Origin of the sequence: Ensifer sp. 1H6 (genome assembly GCF_001976035.1) — a bacterium.
Taxonomy (GTDB): domain Bacteria; phylum Pseudomonadota; class Alphaproteobacteria; order Rhizobiales; family Rhizobiaceae; genus Ensifer; species Ensifer canadensis.
The window spans coordinates 42069-61491 of the sequence record NZ_MOAI01000011.1 but is presented as its reverse complement, the minus strand read 5'-3'; the positions used below and the strand labels follow the sequence as shown (position 1 = coordinate 61491).

The following is a 19423-nucleotide window of genomic DNA, read 5'->3' as shown; positions in this document are numbered from 1 at the left end:
CATGACAGGATCCGCCGCAGAACCGAACCAGCCCCCGGCCCATCAAAGCCTCGATTGGCACGAGGGCGATATGCCCTATTCCAGGGAGTTTGGCGATCATTTTTATTGCCGCACCGACGGTCGGCTCGAATGCGGACATGTGTTCCTCGCCGGCAACGGCCTGCCCGAACGCTGGGCCTCCGGCGGGGCATTCACCATCGGCGAACTGGGCTTCGGCACCGGCCTCAATTTCTGTGAAACCTGGCGGCAATGGAAAGCTACGGCGACCACGGACGGCACGCTGCATTTCGTCAGTTTCGAGCGCTTTCCCATGCAGGCGGAGGAAATCTCCCGCGCCTTGTCCCATTGGCCGGAGATCGACGCCGAACGGCTGGCCCTCACCGATCGCTGGCCGGCAACCAACGACGGCAGGATCGAGATCGATCTTGGCGATGGCGTTCGCCTGACCGTCGTTTGCGGCACAGCACTGGAGGGGCTCGCCCAAGCGAAGGAGCGCTTCGATGCCTGGTTCCTCGATGGTTTTGCACCGTCCCGCAATCCCGACATGTGGTCGGAGGAGCTGATGCGGCTGGTGTTCGACAAGACCGCGGCCGGCGGCAGCTTCTCCACCTATGCCGCCGCCGGCTTCGTTCGCCGCAATCTGCAGGCGGCCGGCTTTGCCGTCGAGAAGCGCAAGGGCTTCGCCGGGAAGCGCGAGATGCTGCGCGGAGACAAGCGCTGAGCGAGGCGAGCAGTCGGCGTCCGCGGGCATTTTGACGGCCTTTACTCCACCAGAGAACTGAACTGTCGCAAATGGCAGGGGCATGACCGCGAAAAATCTGCGACAGAAATCCATCGGCAACGCGGTGGGTTTTTCATGAACGACGATCAGTTTCCGGATGCTGCCACAGGTGAAACTTCCTCAGCCCCGCTCGAGCGGCGACGCCGGCCCGGCGGCCGCAGTGGCGAGCGCACACGAAAATCCTCAGGCGGTAAATATCTCAATCTCGTCAACACCCAGAGCAAATCCTCGGTACTGTCAGAAGACGCGCTCGAGGCGATCCATCAGGCGTCGCTGACGATCCTGGAAGAGATCGGCATGGATGTCATCCTGCCCGAGGCGCGCCAGCGCATGAAGGCAGCGGGCGCCGATATCACCCCCGGCACCGACCGCGTGCGCTTCGATCGCGGGCTGATCATGGAGATGATCGCTTCGGTTCCCTCCTCCTTCACCATGCATGCGCGCAATCCGGCCCGCAACGTCGCGATCGGCGGCAACAATCTGGTCTTCGCCCAGATCGCCAGCGCCCCCTTCGTGGCCGACCGCGAAGGCGGCAGGCGCACCGGCAATCAGGAGGATTTCCGCAAGCTGGTGAAGCTCGCCCAGTCCTACGACATCATCCACACCACCGGCGGCTATCCCGTCGAGCCGGTCGACCTGCACGCATCCGTGCGTCATCTCGACTGCCTCTCCGACATGGTGAAGCTCACCGACAAGGTCTTCCACGTCTATTCGCTCGGCCGCGAGCGGAACACCGACGGCATCGAGATCGCCCGCATCGGTCGCGGCATATCCATGGAGCAGATGGAGCGCGAACCGTCGCTGTTCACCATCATCAACACCTCCTCGCCGCTGCGCCTCGACGGGCCGATGCTGCAGGGCATCATCGAAATGTCGTCGCGCAATCAGGTGGTGGTGGTCACGCCATTTACGCTCGCAGGCGCCATGGCGCCGGTCACGATCGCCGGTGCCCTGGTGCAGCAGAATGCCGAGGCGCTGTGCGGCATCGCCTTCACCCAGATGGTCCGGCGCGGCGCGCCGGTCATGTATGGCGGCTTTACCTCGAATGTCGACATGAAGACGGGCGCACCCGCCTTCGGCACGCCGGAATACATGAAGGCGGTCATTGCCGGCGGCCAGCTCGCCCGCCGCTACAACATTCCCTACCGCACGTCCAACACCAACGCCGCCAATACGCTCGATGCGCAGGCAGCCTACGAGTCCGCGCTATCGCTCTGGGCACTGACGCAAGGCGGCGGCAACTTCGTCATGCATGCGGCCGGCTGGACCGAGGGCGGACTGACCGCCTCGTTCGAAAAATTCATCCTCGACGTCGACATGCTGCAGATGGTGGCGGAATTCCTGACGCCGCTCGATGTCAGCGAGGATGCACTCGGGCTCGACGCGGTGCGCGACGTCGGCCCCGGCGGGCACTACTTCGGCACGCTGCACACGTTGCAACGCTATGAGACAGCGTTCTATTCGCCGATCCTTTCCGACTGGCGCAACTTCGAAACCTGGACGGAGGCGGGCCGGCCGACGACCTATGACCACGCCAACCGTGTCTTCAAGCAGAAGCTCAACGAATACGAACGGCCGCCGCTGGACCCGGTGATCGAAGACGAACTCGACGCCTTCGTTGCAAAACGCAAGGAGGAAGGCGGCGTCCCGACGGATTTCTGACGGGACGCCTTGTTACATCAAGATGCGGCATGCGTATGAGAGCATTTCCGCCCTCTGCCTTACGCATGCCCAGACGGGAAACCGCTAAGCACTTTCCCTGCAAAAGCTTCAGGGATAAACGGCCGAGCGGGCGGTGGCGATCAGTTGCTCGATCGGCACAGTGACGCAGTTGCGGTCGATTTCGGCCACCGTCTTCTGCCTTACATTGGCAGAAAGCAGCTTGCGCAAATCTCCGAGCGTCCTTGGCGCCGCGCAGATCACCAGGCTGTCGAAGGCGTTGTCGTTCAGATAGCCTTCGAGCCTGCTGGCCACATCGACGGCAAAGCGATGCTTTTCCTCGCGTACCGGATCACTGCTGTATTCCATCGCCGACCGGCCATGACCGACGGACGAATGGCTGCGTCCCGGCTTGTCGGCCATGATATCCTGGGCGCGTTTCGGGTCGGTGTGAATAACCTCTTCTTCCGGGTGCTGACGTTCGTCCTTCCGCAGGTTGACGCCCTTGACGAAGCGCGCCGTATTGCCATCCGCGGCCAGTATCCAAGTCCGGTTCTGCACGATTGTCTCCCATGCAATGATGTTGCTCGTGGGCAGGCCAGAATAAGCCCTTAATAGAAACGGATGAAGCCCGATCCGGTTCCATCTTTTCCTCGATCGCGCGCACTTTTACGGTGTCATCCTACATGCGCGAGAGATAGGCGTCGAAGCTGCGCTCTGGTGACGACTGGAAATGATCGCGCTCGAGTTTCATCTCCCGGATGCGATCCACCCGGAAGTCGCGAAAGTCCTGGCGCAGCTCGCACCAGGTGGTCAGCAGCCAGTGATGGCCGAAGACGCTGAGGCCGAGCGGCCAGACGGTGCGCTCCGAGCTCTGATCGGCGAGGCTTTCATAGGCCATGCGCACCTTGCGCTCCTCGGCGATCGCCCGGCGCAGGTCACCCAGCATCGGCGGCGGCTTCGGCTGCAGCGCCGAACGGAAGGCGCGGATCGGGGCGCTGCGCAGCCGCGCCACGTGCTCGGGCGGAAGTCCGTGTTCGATCTTTTCCATGGCCTCGCGCGCGGCCTGCGCCAGCCGGTGGTCGCCAAGCATCTGCACGGCCCGCGCGCCGAAGGCCAGCGCTTCGAGCTGCTCGAAGGTGAAAGCGAGCGGCGGCGCGTCAAAGCTCTCGCGCAGGAGGTATCCGACACCGCGCTCGCCGTCGATCGGCGCACCCGAAGCCATCAGGTGTTCCATGTCGCGGTAGATGGTCCGCCGCGCCACCTCCATCTTGTCGGCGATTTCCTGCGCCGTCATCGCCCGGCCGGTCGCCCGCATGAGCTGGATGATTCGAAACAGCCGGTCGGCAGGTCTCATTCGCGTATTCCCATCGCATGTCGATGTAAGGCTATGGCCATAAGGCTGTCAGTTGCACTGTGCTTTAGTCAAGCGGCAATCAACATGGAGCATGACATGACCACCAAGAGCATCCTCGAACTCGCCGTCTGCATCGTTGTGGACAAGCCCGCGGCCGCAGCCGCGCGCCATCGGGCGATGCAGGCCGTTTCAAACTATCCGGGCTTCATTTCCTGGCGCGCCGTCGGCTCGTGCGAAAAGCCCGACATGCTCGCGGATCTGGTCGAGTGGGAAACGCTCGATGATGCCAGATCGGCAGGCGAACGCGTGCGTCGCGACCCGGATTTCGCCCCTTACATGGCGGCAATCAGCGCGGTAATGCTGATGCAGCATTTTGCTGTCGAACAGCAGATCTGAGCCGGGAGAGTACCGAGAGATGGCGGAGCCACTGAAAAACCTGTTGCATCCGGGCGTCGTCACCGCCATCGCAGACCGCCTGAGCGCGGTCTGCCCGACATTCGACCGCAAAAGGTTCGAGGCGCTTGCCAGCGACAATCTCGAGGCACTGGAACTGATGCAACGATCGCTGCAGATCCGCGATGCGCTCATCGAAACCCTACCGCAGTCCTTCCCGCAAGCCGCGGCAAAGCTTGGCGATTGTCTGCACACCGACGAGAGGCCCGGCCTCAGCGGCTGGACCCTGTTGCCCGTCAGCCAATATGTCGCCGCACGCGGGCTTGGCGATTTCGAGCTATCGCTGTGGCTGCTGCGCGCTTTGACGCCGCACTTCACCTCCGAGTTCGGTATCCGCGTGTTCATCGACACGGACCAGGAGCGGGCGCTCACGATCATCGGCTCATTGGTAACGGACGCCAATCACCATGTCAGGCGTCTGGCGAGCGAAGGCACCCGCCCGCGCCTGCCCTGGGCAATGCGGCTGCCGAAGCTCATCCGCGATCCCCAGCCGATCCTGCCGATCCTGCCGATCCTGACGGCCCTCCTCGACGACCCCGAGGACTATGTGCGCCGCTCGGTTGCCAACAGCCTCAACGACATTGCCAAGGATCACCCGGATCTGGTGGCCGGTTTCGTGGCCGAACACATGGTGGGTGCCTCGCCGGAGCGGCAGCAATTGCTGCGCCATGCCTCGCGAACGCTTCTGAAACAGGGACATGAGGCAGCTCTTTCGAACTTCGGCTTTGCCGCACCCGCCGGCATAGACGCAGCCTTCTCGCTCGACCGGTCGGACATCGCGCTCGGCGAAAGCCTCGTCTTCAAGCTTTCGGTCAGGCACACCGCGAAGACCACCCAGAAGATCATGATCGACTACGCCGTACACCACCGCAAAGCGAATGGCACGACCTCGCCCAAGGTGTTCAAGTGGACATCGGCGACGCTGGAGCCGGGCGCGACGATCAGGATCGAAAAGCGTCACGCGATTCGGCCAATCACAACCCGTCGTTACTATTCCGGCACCCATCGCGTGGTGATCCTCGTCAACGGCCAGGAGGCTGCCGACGCCGATTTCGAGCTGTCGGTCGCCGAATAGCCCCCACCTCATTTCGCACCTGCGAAAAGATGGACCTTGACTTTTGGGGCCAAAACGACGACATGGACGCAGCGTCACCTTCAGGCCGCCGCGTGAGCGCGCCCTCGGCAACACAGAAAGCCGTGAAGAAGGAAAAGCGCAACCATACGCCGTAACCGGCGACAGCACAGGCGCTTGACGACTTTTTTCTTAACCCACAAGTTCCCAATTCACGCGGGGTTCTTGACGCCAAACGACACCGGAACAGCAGATAGCGGTTCCGGCGAATGCGTTTGGCGCCCCCAAAAGGTATATACATTTGTCCACCTTCAAAGATCTTGGTCTTTCCGAACACATTCTGGAGACCCTGTCCGCCAACGGCTTCGAAAAGCCGACGCCGATCCAGGCGCAGGCCATTCCGCTGGTGTTGAAGGGCCACGACCTCATCGGTCTCGCCCAGACCGGAACCGGCAAGACGGCCGCCTTCGGCCTGCCGATGATCGAAAAGCTCGTTGCCGACGGCAAGCGCCCCGACCCGCGCAACATCCGCGCCCTGGTGCTGGCGCCGACCCGCGAACTGGTCAACCAGATCGCAGCCAACCTCAAGCTGTTCGTCAAGAAGTCCCCGCTGAAGATCGGCGTTGTCGTCGGCGGCGTCTCGATCAACAAGCAGACCGAACAGCTCGCCCGCGGCGTCGACATCCTGGTCGCAACGCCGGGCCGCCTGCTCGACCTCATCAACCGCAAGGCCGTGACGCTGACCCAGGGTCGCTACCTCGTGCTCGACGAAGCCGACCAGATGCTCGATCTCGGCTTCATCCATGACCTGCGCAAGATTTCGAAGCTCGTGCCGAAGAACCGCCAGACGCTGCTGTTCTCGGCGACGATGCCGAAGCTGATCGCTGAACTCGCCGGCGAATATCTGACCGACCCGGTCAAGGTTCAGGTGACGCCTCCGGGCAAGGCCGCCGACAAGGTCGAACAGTATGTTCATTTCGTCCCCGGCAAGGACCTGAAGACGACCATCCTCAAGAAGACCCTGACCGACAATCCGGATGGCCTGTCGCTGATCTTCAGCCGTACCAAGCATGGCGCCGAGAAGCTGATGAAGCATCTCGACCACGTCGGCTTCAAGGCCGCCTCGATCCATGGCAACAAGAGCCAGGGCCAGCGTGAGCGTGCGCTCAAGTCCTTCCGTGACGGTGAGATCCGCGTGCTCGTGGCAACCGACGTCGCTGCCCGCGGCATCGACATCCCCGGCGTCACCCACGTCTACAACTACGACCTGCCGGAAGTTCCCGATGCCTACGTTCACCGCATCGGCCGTACTGCCCGCGCCGGCCGCGACGGCATCGCGATCGCTTTCTGCGCACCGGACGAAATCCGCCTGCTTCGCGACATCGAGAAGCTGATGGGCATCAACATCGCGGTTGCCAGCGGCGAAGCGCCTGCCGACCAGGCCCGTCCGTCCAAGGGACGCGGCGGTCGCGGCAACGGCAATGGCAACGGCCAGCACCGCGGCAATGGCGGCGGCGGCCAGCGTCAGGACGCCCGCCCGCGCCGCGAACGCCCGGCTCGCCAGTCGGCACTGGCTCCAAGCAGCTTTGCCGGTGACGATCTTCTGCGCGACGACCGCCCGAAGCAGGACCGCCGCGATCAGCGTCCGGCTGGCCAGCCCCACGCCGACGGCCGTTCGGAAGGCAACCGCAACCACGAACCCAAGAAGCACCACGGTCGTCCCGGCCAGAAGCCGGGCGAATGGCGCAACAAGGGCCCGCGCCCTGAAGGCCAGGCCGGCGACCGCCGCGAAGGCGGCCAGGGCGGCATGCGTCGTGGCGCCGGTGGCGGCAACCGCGGCCAGCAGGGCTGATCGGCAAGACATTGCCTAGCGCATTTTCAGAAAGCCTGCGAAGCAGGTTTTCCATCAGGAAATGCGTAAAAACAAAGTGATAAGAACGGCGGGTCGCTTCGGCCCGCCGTTTTTTATGCCTGCTGTTTGCGGTTGGTGAGATAGACGCCGGCAACGGCAATGACCGTGCCGATGATCATCGGCAGCGTCAGCGCCTCGCCGAAGAACAGCCATGCCTGCACGGCCGCAAGCGGCGGCACGAGATAGATGAGCGAGGCTGCGCGCGATACCTGGCCGCGGCGGATCAGATAAAGCAGCAGCGCGATCGCGCCCATGGAAAGCCCCAGCACCGACCAGGCGAGTGCCGCAAAGATCTGCAGGTTCCAGGTGACGTGCAGATCCTCCAGCACCAGGGCCAGCGGGACCGTGACGATCAGGGCGCCGAGATATTGAAGCGCTGCGATCGTACGGATGTCGCCGCTCTGGAGGTGCCGCTTCTGGTAGAGCGTGCCGTAGGTCACGGCGGCCATGCCGAGCACGTTGATGATGACAGGGAAAAGGTGGATCGGCGTTGCGCCGGTGTCGATCGAAAACACCTTGGGCAGCACGGCAAGCGCGATGCCGAAGAAGCCGAGCACCAGTCCGAGTTTCTGCTGAACGCTGAGCTTCTCGTCGATGACGACGGAGGCGGCGACGGCCGTCATCAACGGCTGCAACCCGGCGATGATGCCCGAGATCGCAGCCGGCACGCCCTGCCCGATCGCCCACCAGACGGCGCCGAGATAAAGCCCGTGCAGAAACATGCCGGAGACGACCGCATGGGCCGCGGCCGACCACGACTTCGGCCATTTCGCCCCGGTCACCAGGCAGAAGCCGATGAACAGCAGGATCGCCAGGGTGTAGCGCAGCACCAGAAACGTCAGCGGATCGGCATAGACGGCCGCATATTTGGCGACGACCCAACCGGTCGACCAGAGCAGTACGAAGATGGCCGGAGCCAGGCGGGCGAGTGTCATTGACCTATCCGAATGGGCAAAGGGAGGTCAGCCGCGATAGACGCGGGGGCGTTGATGGTCAAAGCAATTTTTCTGATACTGACGATCAGCTACTGCATAGTTCCTTAAATCGGAATCGATTTAATGGCAAACTTATGCAGCAAGTTCAAAGTGTTACAGCGTCCTTTGCGCGTCATGTTTGACGCGCGGCGCTGTAATCGGAACCATCAACCTGAGCGACGACAGCGAGAGAGAGACGAAGCCCGGCTCGTACTCTTCGCGATAGTGCAGCCTGCCGGTATCGACCACGAGCCCTTCAGACCCGATCCAGTCAAACATGTGCTGATAATGCGCGAAGACGTCGCCATCATCAGGGTGGTGCATGGCGCTGACGAAACGCATGGCCGGTAGGTCCACATGGCCAGGGTGACGCGTCGTTTCCGCCGTCTGGGAAACAAAGCCGACGAGATAGCGGAAGCCATCAGGACGGTCGTTCCACGACAGACCGACGAGCGTCGGATGGTCCTTCGGATGGACACGCAGGTGATGCTCCTGCATCTCAGCGATCAGCCGGCGAACGGCCCCGTCGGCCGCCTCGACGAAGGTCCCCTCCCAGAAGGAGCCGGCAATCCGCTGCGCCGGCCTTTCGACGATTTCGAACACGGTGCACCTCCTGGCAAGACCAGAACCGGCCCGCCCGGGACCGGCGCGACTATTGTTAGGGCAGCCGAACCGGATGGCAATCGCCTTCGCGTTCGCCTAGAGCAGATCGACGAAAGCGCGGGCCGCGCGGCTGAACTGGCGGTCGCGATGCGTCAACAATTCGAAGCTGCGCTCGGCAAGTTCGAACGGCAATTCCACCAACCGGCCGCTATCGGCGAAAGGCTGGGCGGCGAGCCTGGAAACGGCGGTGATGAAGGGACCGCTCTCGACGGCCGTCAGTACCGCCTCGTTCGACGGCAATTCGAGTTCGACCTTCAGCTGATCGATATCCGCACCATGTGCCCGCATCGATTGCAGGAACATTGCCCGCGTCCCCGATCCTTCCTCGCGCAACACCCACCGTGCGGCAAGCAGCGCTTCGAGATCGACCGGCCTTCCGGCAAGCGGGTGGCGGGGTGGCGCATAGATCGCGATGCGGTCGACCGCCACGCTGCGATGGTCCAGCTTTTCCGCATCGACCCTGCCCTCGACGAAGCCGAGCTGCGCCGTTCCCTCCTCGACCGCCTCGGCGACCACCGCCGTGTTGCGCACGGTCAGCTTCACGTCGATATGCGGATAATCATGGGTGAAGCGGGCGAGACGTGCCGGCAGCCAGTAGCTTGCCACCGTCTGGCTTGCGGCGATCGCGAGCGTGCCGCGGCGCAGATGCGAGAGGTCGTTGAGGCAAGCGGTCGCAGCCGTCGCGCGCGCAAGCACGGCTTTCGCCTCCGGCAGAAACGCCTTCCCCGCCTCCGTCAGCGCCAGCCCGCGGCCGATGCGATCGAACACCCTGACGTTGTGTTGCGTTTCAAGCGCCGCGATCGCCGCGCTGGCGGCAGACTGCGTGACGTTCATTGCCTCGGCCGCGCGTGTCATATGCAGACGCTCGGCGACAGCCACGAAAATGCGAAGTTGATCAAGGGTCATGGAAAATCAATCGCAAAAAGCGATCGAATTGACAAGAACAATCCGTTAGACTGATTCATCAATCGGACTAGGTTGCGGCCATGTCCAGATCGCATTCCCCATCGGCCGCCCCCGCACCCACGCTCTCTTCCCGCATAGCGCGCATCGCGCCGGGTTTGATCCTCTGTTGTCTCGTAGCACTCGCCGCCTTCGGCCTTGAGCGCCTCGAGGCAAGCTGGACCGGCCGGCCATGGCTGGAAGCGCTTGTTATCGCCATCCTTCTCGGTGCCCTGCTGCGCACCTTCTGGACACCGGGCGATCGCTGGATGGCCGGCATCCGCTTTTCCTCCAGGCTGCTGCTGGAGGCGGCGATCGTCCTCATCGGCGCGACCCTCAGCTTCAAGGCGATCCTGGCAAGCGGCCCGGTGCTGCTCGCAACCATCGTCGGCATCGTCTTTCTGTCGATCGTCTCCGGTTATCTGATAGCGCGGCTGCTCGGCTTGCCAAAGCGGATGGCGACCCTGATCGCCTGCGGCAATGCCATCTGCGGCAATTCGGCGATCGCCGCCGTCGCGCCGGCCATCGGTGCTGAGGGCGATGACGTCGCCGCCGCCATCTCGTTCACCGCAATTCTCGGCATTGCCGTCGTTCTATCCCTGCCGCTGATCGGCGGCTGGTTCGACATGTCGCCCTATGGCTTCGGCGTTCTGGCCGGCATGACCGTCTACGCCGTACCGCAGGTACTGGCCGCTGCCGCTCCGTTCAGCGCCCTGTCCGTCCAGGTCGGCACGCTGGTCAAGCTCGTGCGCGTGCTGATGCTCGGCCCGGTCGTCTTGTGCTTCTCGATCATCAACCGCGAGAGCGAGGCGCATCCCCTGGCGCCTAACCTGCCTGCCGGCAATCGCCGCGTGCGCCTTGCCACGTTTGCGTATTTCGTGCCCTGGTTCATTCTCGGCTTCCTCGCCGTGGCGGTCGCCCGCAACAGCGGGATGATCCCCGACGCGGCCGCCGCCGGTGCTGCTCACCTCGCCACATGGCTCACCGTCATCGCCATGGCGGCACTCGGGCTGGAGGTCGACATCCGCAAGCTCGCCGATGCCGGGCCGCGCGCCAGCGCCGCCGCCATGCTGTCGCTGCTGGTTCTGGCCGGTCTGGCAGCCGCCGCAATCACCGTGTTCGGCCTGGGCTAGCTTCCCAGACACGCCCAAATTTCAAGCATTTGCTTATTTTCTAAGACGCCAAAGTCGGGGCCGATCGGGTGACTGGCCGTCCCCGCCCCATTGTTGAGCATCGCCTTGCCCGGAAGCGGCGGGATAACGCGCCAAAACTTTCTTGTCCCGCGACTGTGCACGCTTCTTGCATTGCATCCAGCGTTGTACTCAAATGGTCAAAAATAAGGGGATCACGCCTTTGGCATTTGACGAAATGATGAATGCGGACAGCAGTCCGCGCCAGCCATATTCGACCTATCATGAATGGTATGCCAGCCAGGACAGAAATCGGCTCATAGCGAAATCAAAGGACGCCGAGAACATCTTCCGGAAAACCGGCATCACCTTCGCGGTCTACGGACACGCAGACAGCTCCGAAAAGCTCATCCCCTTCGACCTCATCCCCCGCATCATTTCAGGTCGAGAATGGCGCAAGCTCGCCCAGGGCATCGAACAGCGGGTCATCGCCCTCAACGCCTTCCTCGACGACATCTACCACAAGCAGGAGATCATCCGCGCCGGACGGGTGCCGCGCGAGTTGATCGAGAAGAACGTGGCGTTCCTGCCGCAGATGATCGGCTTCCGGCCGCCGGGCGGCGTCTACACCCATATCGTCGGCACCGACATCGTGCGCACCGGCGAGGATCAGTTCTACGTGCTGGAGGACAATGCCCGCACGCCGTCCGGTGTCAGCTACATGCTGGAAAACCGCGAAACGATGATGCAGATGTTCCCCGAACTCTTCCATCAGAACCGCGTGCGCCCGGTCGAGAACTATCCCAACCTGCTGCGCCAGAGCCTGGCGTCGCTGGCGCCCCCCGGCTGCAGCGGCAAGCCGCGCGTCGCCGTTCTCACCCCCGGCATCTACAATTCCGCCTATTACGAACATGCCTTCCTAGCGGACATGATGGGCGTCGAGCTGGTCGAGGGATCGGACCTGCGCGTGATCGACGGCAAGGTGAAGATGCGCACGACCCGCGGTTACGAGGCGATCGACGTCCTCTATCGCCGCGTCGACGACGACTTCCTCGATCCTCTTACATTTCGCCCGGAGTCCGCGCTCGGCGTTCCCGGCATCATGGATGTCTACCGCGCCGGCAACATCACCATTGCCAACGCGCCCGGCACCGGCATCTCCGACGACAAGGCGATCTATTCCTACATGCCCGAGATCGTCGAGTTCTATACCGGCCGCAAGCCGCTCTTAGAAAACGTGCCGACCTGGCGCTGTTCCGAGCCGCAAAGCCTGAAATACGTGCTCGAACACCTGGAAGAACTTGTCGTCAAGGAGGTGCACGGCTCCGGCGGCTACGGCATGCTGGTCGGCCCGACAGCCAGCAAGAAGGAGCGCGCGCTCTTCGCCGAAAAGCTGAAGGCACGCCCGACCAACTACATCGCCCAGCCGACACTGTCGCTGTCGACCGTTCCGATCCTCGTCAACAAGGGCATCGCGCCCCGGCATGTGGATCTTCGTCCCTATGTCCTTGTCTCCGACAAGGTGCAGATCATTCCCGGCGGCCTGACGCGCGTCGCCCTCAAGGCTGGTTCGCTTGTCGTGAATTCCAGCCAGGGCGGCGGGACCAAGGACACCTGGGTGCTGGAGGACTGAGACCATGTTGGGAAGAACTGCAAACGGTCTCTACTGGATGTTCCGCTACATCGAACGCGCCGAAAACAGCGCCCGGCTAATCGATGCCGGCCTGCGCATGGCGCTGACGCGCAGCGGCGCAACGGAAGGCGATTGGGACGGCGTGCTGCAAAGCGCTGGTGTGCGCGAACTCTACGACGAAGTGCACGAGGCGCTGACGAGCATCGATGCCATCGACTTCCTGCTGCGCGACCGCAGCAATCCATCGAGCGTGATGTCCTGCATCGAGGCGGGCCGCCACAACGCCCGCATGGTGCGCACGGCGCTGACGCGCGAGACGTGGGAAGCGACCAACGAATGCTACCTCGAGATGAAGGCGATGCTCTCCAGGAAAGCGCGTCCGACCGACATGCCGGAGATCATCGACACGATCAAGCGTCGCGCCGGCCTCATCCGCGGCGCCTTCCACGGCACGATGCTCAGGAACGAGATCTTCAATTTCTCACGCATCGGCACTTTCATCGAGCGGGCCGACAACACCGCGCGCATCCTCGACGTCAAATACTACGTACTGCTGCCGGCGGTCGCCGCCGTCGGCTCGTCGATGGACAATGTGCAGTGGGAATCGATCCTGCGCTCGGTCTCGGCCCACCGCGCCTACGGCTGGGTCTATGATGCCGAACTGAAGCCGGCGAATATCGCCCATTTCCTGATCTCCAACGGTCGCATGCCGCGTTCGCTTGCCTATTGCTATGAAAAGATCGCCAGCAACCTCGGCTATCTCGAGCGCGAATATGGCGAGCGCCACGAGGCGCACGAAACGGCGGAACGTACGCTGGCCGCGCTGCGCAGCCGCTCGATCACCGACATCATGGACCAGGGCCTGCACGAATATCTCGAGGATTTCATCAGCCAGAACAATCTTCTGGGACAGGAAATCTCCGACGGCTATCGTTTCAACTGAATTTCGGGAGGACAGCATGCACCTGAAAATCAGCCATACGACCGAATACCACTACGACGAGCCGGTGCAGTATGCGCTGCAGCGGCTGCGCCTGACGCCGATCACCGGGGTCGGCCAGACCGTGCTCGGCTGGCAGACGCTCGTCGACGGTGCTGTGATGGAGGTGAGCTACGACGATCACTTCGGCAATCGCGTCCATCTCGTCAGCGTCGATGGCGACCGCGAGGCGATCCGCATTACCGCCAGCGGCGAAGTCCACACCGAGGACCGCCACGGCGTCTTGGGCCCGCATCAGTCCTACGTCCCGCTTTGGCTTTATGCCCGCGAAACGCCTTTGACCAAGGGGGGCAAGCTGATCCGCGACCTGGCGAAATCGGCCGAGGGCGACACCGATCTTGCCCGCATGCATGCATTGATGGCGATGATCCATGAGGCGGTGGAGTACAAGGCCGGCGAAACCCACGCCGAGACGGCGGCCGAGGATGCGCTCGAGGCCGGCCACGGCGTCTGCCAGGACCATGCCCATATCCTGATCTCGGCGGCACGTTCGCTCGACATGCCGGCGCGCTACATCTCAGGCTACCTGATGATGGAAGGGCAAACGGAGCAGACAGCAAGCCACGCCTGGGCCGAGATCCATCTGCCGGGCCTCGGCTGGGTCGGCTTCGATGCCGCCAACAAGATCTGCCCGGATGACCGCTATGTGCGCATCGCCTCCGGCCTCTGCTACCGCGATGCGGCCCCGATATCGGGTCTGATCCATGGTGAGGCCAACGAGACGCTGAAGGTATCGGTGACCGTCGAGCAGCAGGCGCAAAGCCAGAGCCAGACGCAAAGCCAATAAGGTTGGCGATGGGGCGCACCGCAGTGCGCCCCATCGAACTCCGTCCGGCATCAATTCTCGATCTCGTTCGACGATATCGAATGCCGAAAACGCCGGTGCATCGGGCCGACACCCTCTTTGCAGATCGGCTTCCACAGCACGCCATTGGGGGCCTATGCCCCTGAAGACCTTACCAACGGCCCGAAAAAGCCCACGACCCGTGTTATCCGCTCCTGCCCAGGGTGGAGGAAGATGATGTCCAGCCCCTCAGGGAAGGATGATCCGTCCGGCATCACAAACCTCCACGCGAAGCGTGCGATCCCATGATGAACATCCACGTCGCTTGTCCGTGCAATGCGTGCACCAGGATGCTTGGCCTGTATTCCTGCGATGTGCGCGAGCAGTTCTTCTGCGCCAGCAGCATGAACTGTTGGATCCGTATACGTTGCGCCGTCGGCCCAGATCGGCAGCAGCAACGCCCGCCGCTGCTCGCCGTCCTCGTTCGACCATGCAGCGCAGTACGAATCGATGAGATGCGCTAAAGGCATTTTATTCTACTCCTATGGATCATTGGTCTGACTACAGCGCCGCGCGTCTTATTTGACGCCCAAAGGTCGCTGTAGCACTTTGAATTGCTGCGCAGGCAACAAGACCCGAGCGCGTCCTCCTTCTTTTGCCGGAACCAGCTGGCCGTCATGGGGTCGGCTGGCTGGCCGCAAGATGCTGTTCGGTCCCTCGATCCCATGCGTCCGGTCCCCAAAACACTGATTGCAGGCCTCATTCCGACACCCCATATTGGTCGGCACAACGCTCGGTACGCTTGCCGTTGAGAGAGCTACGATGTGAAGAGTACTGTGCCAATACGCACAGAAGCGTAAGTGGTTACCCGCAGGTAAGGCGAATGGGACGGACTGGCCTATGGACAATGGTTTTTCGACAGCGATGAAGATGGTCGCCGGCAAGTGGAAGATAACTATCCTTTGCGAGCTCGGCACAGCGCCCCGTCGATTTGGCCGGCTGCGGCAGTCTATCCCTGCGGTCAGTGAAAAGATGCTGACGCAGCAATTGCGTGAACTGGAGGCCGACGGGCTTGTGAACCGAAAAGTCTATCCGGGTTCCCCGACCAAGGTCGTCTATTCACTGACGGAAAGCGGGACAGCGCTCAACCATTGGGCTGAGCAATTCCATCTCGTGCCTGTGCCTAAAGGTCCCCCAGAACCATCTCCTGAAACGCCGTAAATTCAGCTTAGGGTCGTCCGCATGACGCGGCTTTCCGGATTTGGCCGGCGCCAGCGCGCCGACGGAAAAATGAAGCCGTACGATCGCGGCGCAGCTGTTTTTCCTGGGGTCGGATGAAACTTTGAGAAGGATTGCGCTGGCTGGTGCGTCGACCGCCCCAGTCACCGACAAGCTATCCGCCAACCACCTGCAGCAGATGGTCGGCGAGGCGGTGGGCGAGCGCCACGACGGTAAGGGTTGGCGTATCATTTCCAGCCGTCGGAAAAACTGAACTGCCAGCGATGAAAAGGTTATCCGTTCCGTGGACCTTGCATTGCGTATCCACGACCCCTTGACCGGGGTCCACGTGCATCCGTGTCGTGCCCATGTGGTGCCAGGTCCACATCGGCTTTTCGAGCCCGGTCAATTCCTCTGGTTTCACGATCAGCTTGCCCAGGCCGGTCTTCGTCAACTCGCTGCCTAAAATTGTGATCGTACGCATGACGGAATCGACCGTTTTGGCCGAAAGCTGCCAGCGCAGATTGACCATCGGCAATCCGAAACGGTCCTTCTTGTTCGACAGCATGACGCGGCTTTCCGGTTCCGGTTCCGGCTCCACGATGTGAAGCAGGCGAAAGGAACGCAGAAGGCTTGAGGGCCGCACGAGATGCATGAGCCAGGTCCAACTGACCAGACCCTCCTTGCCCGCCGCGCGGACCGCCGACTTCGCCTCCACGCCATGCAGCCGCTGCTCCCTGTAAGCGAGCAGTTTCTCTTTCATCGCCTGCAGCTTGGCTGTGTCCTGGCCGATGAAGCATGGCTCGAGCCATGCTCGATAATTGAGAAGCTCCTCGCGCTGCTGCAATTCCGCCGGCAGCGTCAGCCCGTTGACGAGATACGGGCGCTGTCGCGTGTAACTCAACGCATCGCGGATCCGCTGGCCGCGCGCGATCCGGATTCGATCAAGAGCGTTGAGAGTTCTCAGAACACTGCCATTGGCCGGCACCAGCGTGCCGATGGAAAATCGCGGATGATCCATGAAAAACCGCCCAGTGGTTCTGTCGTCGCTCCCCGGTCCGCCGCTCAGCAACAAGAGACGCGCGTTCTCGATGCCACCGGCGGCAAGCACGAACGTCCGCGCTCGGATGTGAATGGTTTCGTCAGCCCCGTTTTTGACGACAGCCGATCCGACCGTGCGCTTTTCTTCATCAAACGAAAGATAGAGCAGCGTGGAATGCAGAAGGATGCTGATATTGTCAGCGTTTTCGAGGGCATGACGCAGGCGTTTGCCGGGCCGATTGTGCCGACAGAGCTCGAGATGATCGACGGAGATGATGTCGGACCTCCCCGGAAACAGCGGCTGCCGCTGGCCAAGCGCCTCGACATCCGCAATCCCTAGCGTTTTCTGCGCGCGTCGGTAATAGGGAAGGAGATGCTCGCGGCCGAAGGGCCAGCCGCTGTGCCGGACCCAGGGGCGTACCGCGAAATCCTGCTCGTCGAGCGGCTTGCAGAGACCACCCCAGCCCAGGGCCTGGGTGCTGCCGCCCAAGCCGCGCAGCCTGCATGTATCGAGTTCGGCATAGGTGAGCCCGGTGCTTTCGCCCGCCGAGAGATCACTGGCCGTCGGGATCGCATCGGCCCCTCCGCTTTCGAGCACGCAGACGGAAACGCGTCCACCGGCGAAATCCGACGCGATCGTCAATCCACTCGCACCGGCCCCGACGATGCAAATGTCGAACGTTTTGTCGGCAGGAATATCGATCCGTTCACGTAGGATCATGCATCACCCGCTTTGCTGCAAGTGAACGACCGGCACCACGGCAGAGCAACACACACCTCCCGCGAATACAGACGAAGCTTAAATCAATAGTCTGAGATGCAATGCTGCGACGCTCGTCTGCCTCCTGCGGACAGGAAGAGAGCAAAGCGTCACGGTCCCCAAAATTCTACTCCGCTTGCATCATTACACCGGATACCGGCGGCGTGAAACTCGCGAACTCGACAATCTTAAGAATGCGCTAAAATAAAGCCACCACGGCCCGCCGAAGCCGGGATAAATCGGCATCGGCGGGGCGTGGCGGCTCAAACTGCTAGTGGCTGTCGCGTTCGACGACAGAACCGCGCGTGCCGACAAGGAAGTCGAGGTCGGCGCCGGTGTCGGCCTGCATCACCGTGTTGACGTAAAGGCCGCCATAACCGCCCTTTTGCGGCTTCACCGGAGAAACCCACGCCGCCCGACGCCGAGCCAGTTCGTCATCGGAAACATCGAGCCGGATGGTGCGGGCGGGAACATCCACCGCAATCATGTCGCCGTTCTCGACCAGCGCCAGCGGGCCGCCGTCCGCCGCTTCCGGTGCGGTGTGTAGGATGACGGTGCCATAGGCGGTGCCCGACATGCGCGCATCGGAAATGCGGATCATGTCGGTAATGCCCTTCTTCAGCACCTTCGGCGGCAGCCCCATATTGCCGACCTCGGCCATCCCGGGATAGCCCTTCGGGCCGCAGTATTTCAGCACCATGACGCAGGTCTCGTCGATGTCGAGATCGTCGCGGTTGATGCGGGCGTGGTAGTCCTCGATGCTTTCGAAGACGACGGCGCGGCCCGTGTGCTGCATCAGGTGCGGCGACGCAGCCGAAGGTTTCAGTACGCAGCCCTTGGGCGCCAGATTGCCGCGCAACACGGCGATGCCGCCCGACTGCGTCAACGCCTTTTCGCGCGGCACGATGACATCGTCATTGTAGTTGGTGACATCCTTGACGCCGTTCCAGATCGTATCGCCGGTAACCGTCAAGGCGTCCTTGTGGAGGAGGCCCATCTCGCCGACCGCCTTGATGACCACCGGCAGACCGCCTGCATAGTAGAACTCTTCCATCAGGTGCTTGCCCGACGGCTGCAGGTTGACGATCGTCGGCACGTCGCGGCCAAGCCGGTCCCAGTCGTCCAGCGTCAGGTCAACGCCGATACGACCGGCGAGCGCCAGAAGATGCAGCACGGCATTGGTCGAGCCCCCGACGGCACCGTTGACGCGGATGGCGTTTTCGAAGGCTTGCCTGGTCAGGACATCGGACGGCTTCAGATCTTCCTTGACCATGTCGACGATGCGGCGGCCGGAAAGCTGGGAGATCACCCGCCGGCGGGCGTCGACAGCGGGAATTGCCGCATTGCCGGGCAGCGTCATGCCGAGCGCTTCGGCCATCGACGCCATGGTCGAGGCCGTGCCCATGGTCATGCAACTGCCGGCCGAACGGGCCATGCCCTGCTCCGCATCCATGAATTCGGCCAGAGACATCTCGCCGGACTTCACCATTTCGGAAAACTGCCAGATGGCGGTACCGGACCCGACGTCCTTGCCGCGCCACTTGCCGTTCAGCATCGGGCCGCCGGAGACCAGAATGACCGGGATGTCGACGCTCGCCGCCCCCATGAGCAGGCTCGGCGTGGTCTTGTCACAGCCGCCGAGCAGCACGACGCCATCGACCGGATTGCCGCGGATCGCCTCTTCGACATCCATGGCCGCGAGGTTACGGAACATCATCGCCGTCGGCCGTAGCGTGCTCTCGCCCACGGAAAACACCGGGAATTCGACCGGGAAACCACCCGCCTCGTAGACCCCGCGCTTCACTCGCTCGGCGAGATCGCGCAGATGCGCGTTGCACGGCGTCAGTTCCGACCAGGTGTTGCAGATGCCAATGATCGGCCGGCCGTCGAACGTATCGGCGGGCAGACCCTGGTTCTTCATCCAGGAGCGATGCATGATGGCATTCTTCCCCGTGCCACCGAACCATTCCTGCGAACGCAGCTTGCGCGGCCACTCAGCTTTCTTCTTCATCTTATCCTTCCTTGAGCGGCCCGCGCCGTAACG

The 19423-nt window shown here is 62.6% G+C and carries 20 protein-coding genes; 12 read left to right on the top strand and 8 right to left on the bottom strand.

Going from position 1 to position 19423, the window contains the following annotated elements; genetic code table 11:
- Position 1: 1 nt before the first annotated feature.
- Positions 2-721, top strand: a complete 720-nt coding sequence (gene mnmD / locus BKP54_RS14865; RefSeq protein WP_025428025.1) for a tRNA (5-methylaminomethyl-2-thiouridine)(34)-methyltransferase MnmD — start codon at positions 2-4, stop codon at positions 719-721.
- A 135-nt stretch (positions 722-856) separates the two neighbouring features.
- Positions 857-2443, top strand: a complete 1587-nt coding sequence (locus BKP54_RS14860; RefSeq protein ID WP_025428026.1) for a trimethylamine methyltransferase family protein — start codon at positions 857-859, stop codon at positions 2441-2443.
- 108 nt (positions 2444-2551) lie between these two features.
- On the opposite strand, the gene BKP54_RS14855 is transcribed toward BKP54_RS14860, so the two are convergent.
- Both BKP54_RS14855 and BKP54_RS14850 read right to left on the bottom strand, forming a co-directional pair.
- Positions 2552-3001, bottom strand: a complete 450-nt coding sequence (locus tag BKP54_RS14855) for a host attachment protein (protein WP_025428027.1) — start codon at positions 2999-3001, stop codon at positions 2552-2554.
- Positions 3002-3122: 121 nt separating this feature from the next.
- The gene (locus tag BKP54_RS14850) at positions 3123-3797 is read right to left on the bottom strand and encodes a YafY family protein (RefSeq protein ID WP_025428028.1); all 675 of its coding nucleotides are present in this window, start codon (positions 3795-3797) and stop codon (positions 3123-3125) included.
- 96 nt (positions 3798-3893) lie between these two features.
- Here BKP54_RS14850 and BKP54_RS14845 point away from each other — a divergent pair, with 96 nt between their 5' ends.
- The 3 genes from BKP54_RS14845 (at position 3894) to BKP54_RS14835 (ending at position 7174) form a co-directional block, all read left to right on the top strand.
- Entirely contained in the window at positions 3894-4193 is a 300-nt protein-coding gene (locus tag BKP54_RS14845; RefSeq protein ID WP_057212598.1) for a hypothetical protein, read from the top strand.
- Positions 4194-4212: 19 nt separating this feature from the next.
- Positions 4213-5325, top strand: coding sequence for a DNA alkylation repair protein (locus BKP54_RS14840; RefSeq protein WP_084814551.1), 1113 nt, complete (start codon positions 4213-4215; stop codon positions 5323-5325).
- A 298-nt stretch (positions 5326-5623) separates the two neighbouring features.
- Positions 5624-7174 (top strand): DEAD/DEAH box helicase, encoded by a 1551-nt coding sequence (locus BKP54_RS14835; RefSeq protein ID WP_025428030.1) that lies wholly within the window; start codon positions 5624-5626, stop codon positions 7172-7174.
- A 113-nt stretch (positions 7175-7287) separates the two neighbouring features.
- On the opposite strand, the gene BKP54_RS14830 is transcribed toward BKP54_RS14835, so the two are convergent.
- The 3 genes from BKP54_RS14830 to BKP54_RS14820 all read right to left on the bottom strand — a co-directional run bounded on the left by BKP54_RS14830 (position 7288) and on the right by BKP54_RS14820 (position 9777).
- Positions 7288-8169 (bottom strand): DMT family transporter, encoded by an 882-nt coding sequence (locus tag BKP54_RS14830; protein ID WP_038576343.1) that lies wholly within the window; start codon positions 8167-8169, stop codon positions 7288-7290.
- Between the two features lie 153 nt (positions 8170-8322).
- On the bottom strand, positions 8323-8811 hold the full coding sequence (locus BKP54_RS14825) for a GyrI-like domain-containing protein (RefSeq protein ID WP_025428031.1): 489 nt from the start codon (positions 8809-8811) through the stop codon (positions 8323-8325).
- Positions 8812-8907: 96 nt separating this feature from the next.
- On the bottom strand, positions 8908-9777 hold the full coding sequence (locus BKP54_RS14820) for a LysR family transcriptional regulator (RefSeq protein WP_025428032.1): 870 nt from the start codon (positions 9775-9777) through the stop codon (positions 8908-8910).
- A gap of 80 nt (positions 9778-9857) precedes the next feature.
- On the opposite strand from BKP54_RS14820, the gene BKP54_RS14815 reads away from it, so the two are divergent.
- From BKP54_RS14815 to BKP54_RS14800, 4 genes are all read left to right on the top strand, one after another.
- The gene (locus BKP54_RS14815; protein ID WP_081788880.1) at positions 9858-10946 is read left to right on the top strand and encodes a putative sulfate exporter family transporter; all 1089 of its coding nucleotides are present in this window, start codon (positions 9858-9860) and stop codon (positions 10944-10946) included.
- Positions 10947-11181: 235 nt separating this feature from the next.
- Complete coding sequence (locus BKP54_RS14810; RefSeq protein ID WP_081788908.1) at positions 11182-12576, top strand: circularly permuted type 2 ATP-grasp protein; 1395 nt, start codon at positions 11182-11184, stop codon at positions 12574-12576.
- A 4-nt stretch (positions 12577-12580) separates the two neighbouring features.
- On the top strand, positions 12581-13519 hold the full coding sequence (locus BKP54_RS14805; protein ID WP_025428035.1) for an alpha-E domain-containing protein: 939 nt from the start codon (positions 12581-12583) through the stop codon (positions 13517-13519).
- A gap of 16 nt (positions 13520-13535) precedes the next feature.
- Entirely contained in the window at positions 13536-14363 is an 828-nt protein-coding gene (locus tag BKP54_RS14800; protein ID WP_025428036.1) for a transglutaminase family protein, read from the top strand.
- A gap of 152 nt (positions 14364-14515) precedes the next feature.
- On the opposite strand, the gene BKP54_RS14795 is transcribed toward BKP54_RS14800, so the two are convergent.
- Positions 14516-14890 (bottom strand): hypothetical protein, encoded by a 375-nt coding sequence (locus tag BKP54_RS14795; protein ID WP_025428037.1) that lies wholly within the window; start codon positions 14888-14890, stop codon positions 14516-14518.
- 370 nt (positions 14891-15260) lie between these two features.
- Between BKP54_RS14795 and BKP54_RS14790 the strand changes: the two genes are divergently transcribed.
- Positions 15261-15581: a helix-turn-helix domain-containing protein gene (locus tag BKP54_RS14790; RefSeq protein WP_084814550.1), complete on the top strand. Its 321-nt coding sequence runs from the start codon at positions 15261-15263 to the stop codon at positions 15579-15581.
- A gap of 172 nt (positions 15582-15753) precedes the next feature.
- On the opposite strand, the gene BKP54_RS35845 is transcribed toward BKP54_RS14790, so the two are convergent.
- Complete coding sequence (locus BKP54_RS35845) at positions 15754-16566, bottom strand: GMC family oxidoreductase (protein WP_158071697.1); 813 nt, start codon at positions 16564-16566, stop codon at positions 15754-15756.
- Positions 16567-16590: 24 nt separating this feature from the next.
- Between BKP54_RS35845 and BKP54_RS35840 the strand changes: the two genes are divergently transcribed.
- On the top strand, positions 16591-16959 hold the full coding sequence (locus tag BKP54_RS35840; RefSeq protein WP_158071696.1) for a hypothetical protein: 369 nt from the start codon (positions 16591-16593) through the stop codon (positions 16957-16959).
- A gap of 33 nt (positions 16960-16992) precedes the next feature.
- Complete coding sequence (locus tag BKP54_RS35835) at positions 16993-17334, top strand: hypothetical protein (protein ID WP_158071695.1); 342 nt, start codon at positions 16993-16995, stop codon at positions 17332-17334.
- 316 nt (positions 17335-17650) lie between these two features.
- On the opposite strand, the gene araD is transcribed toward BKP54_RS35835, so the two are convergent.
- On the bottom strand, positions 17651-19390 hold the full coding sequence (gene araD, locus BKP54_RS14780; RefSeq protein WP_025428040.1) for an L-arabinonate dehydratase: 1740 nt from the start codon (positions 19388-19390) through the stop codon (positions 17651-17653).
- Positions 19391-19423: the final 33 nt, after the last annotated feature.

Bases quoted from the DNA above. Each gene is read 5' to 3' on its own strand.
- BKP54_RS14850 (WP_025428028.1), bottom strand. From the start codon at position 3,797: ATGAGACCTGCCGACCGGCTGTTTCGAATCATCCAGCTCATGCGGGCG.
- BKP54_RS14805 (WP_025428035.1), top strand. From the start codon at position 12,581: ATGTTGGGAAGAACTGCAAACGGTCTCTACTGGATGTTCCGCTACATC.
- BKP54_RS14810 (WP_081788908.1), top strand. From the start codon at position 11,182: ATGATGAATGCGGACAGCAGTCCGCGCCAGCCATATTCGACCTATCAT.
- BKP54_RS14815 (WP_081788880.1), top strand. From the start codon at position 9,858: ATGTCCAGATCGCATTCCCCATCGGCCGCCCCCGCACCCACGCTCTCT.
- mnmD (WP_025428025.1), top strand. From the start codon at position 2: ATGACAGGATCCGCCGCAGAACCGAACCAGCCCCCGGCCCATCAAAGC.
- BKP54_RS14795 (WP_025428037.1), bottom strand. From the start codon at position 14,890: ATGCCTTTAGCGCATCTCATCGATTCGTACTGCGCTGCATGGTCGAAC.
- BKP54_RS14790 (WP_084814550.1), top strand. From the start codon at position 15,261: ATGGACAATGGTTTTTCGACAGCGATGAAGATGGTCGCCGGCAAGTGG.
- BKP54_RS14820 (WP_025428032.1), bottom strand. From the start codon at position 9,777: ATGACCCTTGATCAACTTCGCATTTTCGTGGCTGTCGCCGAGCGTCTG.
- BKP54_RS14845 (WP_057212598.1), top strand. From the start codon at position 3,894: ATGACCACCAAGAGCATCCTCGAACTCGCCGTCTGCATCGTTGTGGAC.
- BKP54_RS14860 (WP_025428026.1), top strand. From the start codon at position 857: ATGAACGACGATCAGTTTCCGGATGCTGCCACAGGTGAAACTTCCTCA.
- araD (WP_025428040.1), bottom strand. From the start codon at position 19,390: ATGAAGAAGAAAGCTGAGTGGCCGCGCAAGCTGCGTTCGCAGGAATGG.
- BKP54_RS14800 (WP_025428036.1), top strand. From the start codon at position 13,536: ATGCACCTGAAAATCAGCCATACGACCGAATACCACTACGACGAGCCG.
- BKP54_RS35840 (WP_158071696.1), top strand. From the start codon at position 16,591: ATGATCCATGAAAAACCGCCCAGTGGTTCTGTCGTCGCTCCCCGGTCC.
- BKP54_RS35835 (WP_158071695.1), top strand. From the start codon at position 16,993: ATGCTCGCGGCCGAAGGGCCAGCCGCTGTGCCGGACCCAGGGGCGTAC.
- BKP54_RS14830 (WP_038576343.1), bottom strand. From the start codon at position 8,169: ATGACACTCGCCCGCCTGGCTCCGGCCATCTTCGTACTGCTCTGGTCG.
- BKP54_RS14840 (WP_084814551.1), top strand. From the start codon at position 4,213: ATGGCGGAGCCACTGAAAAACCTGTTGCATCCGGGCGTCGTCACCGCC.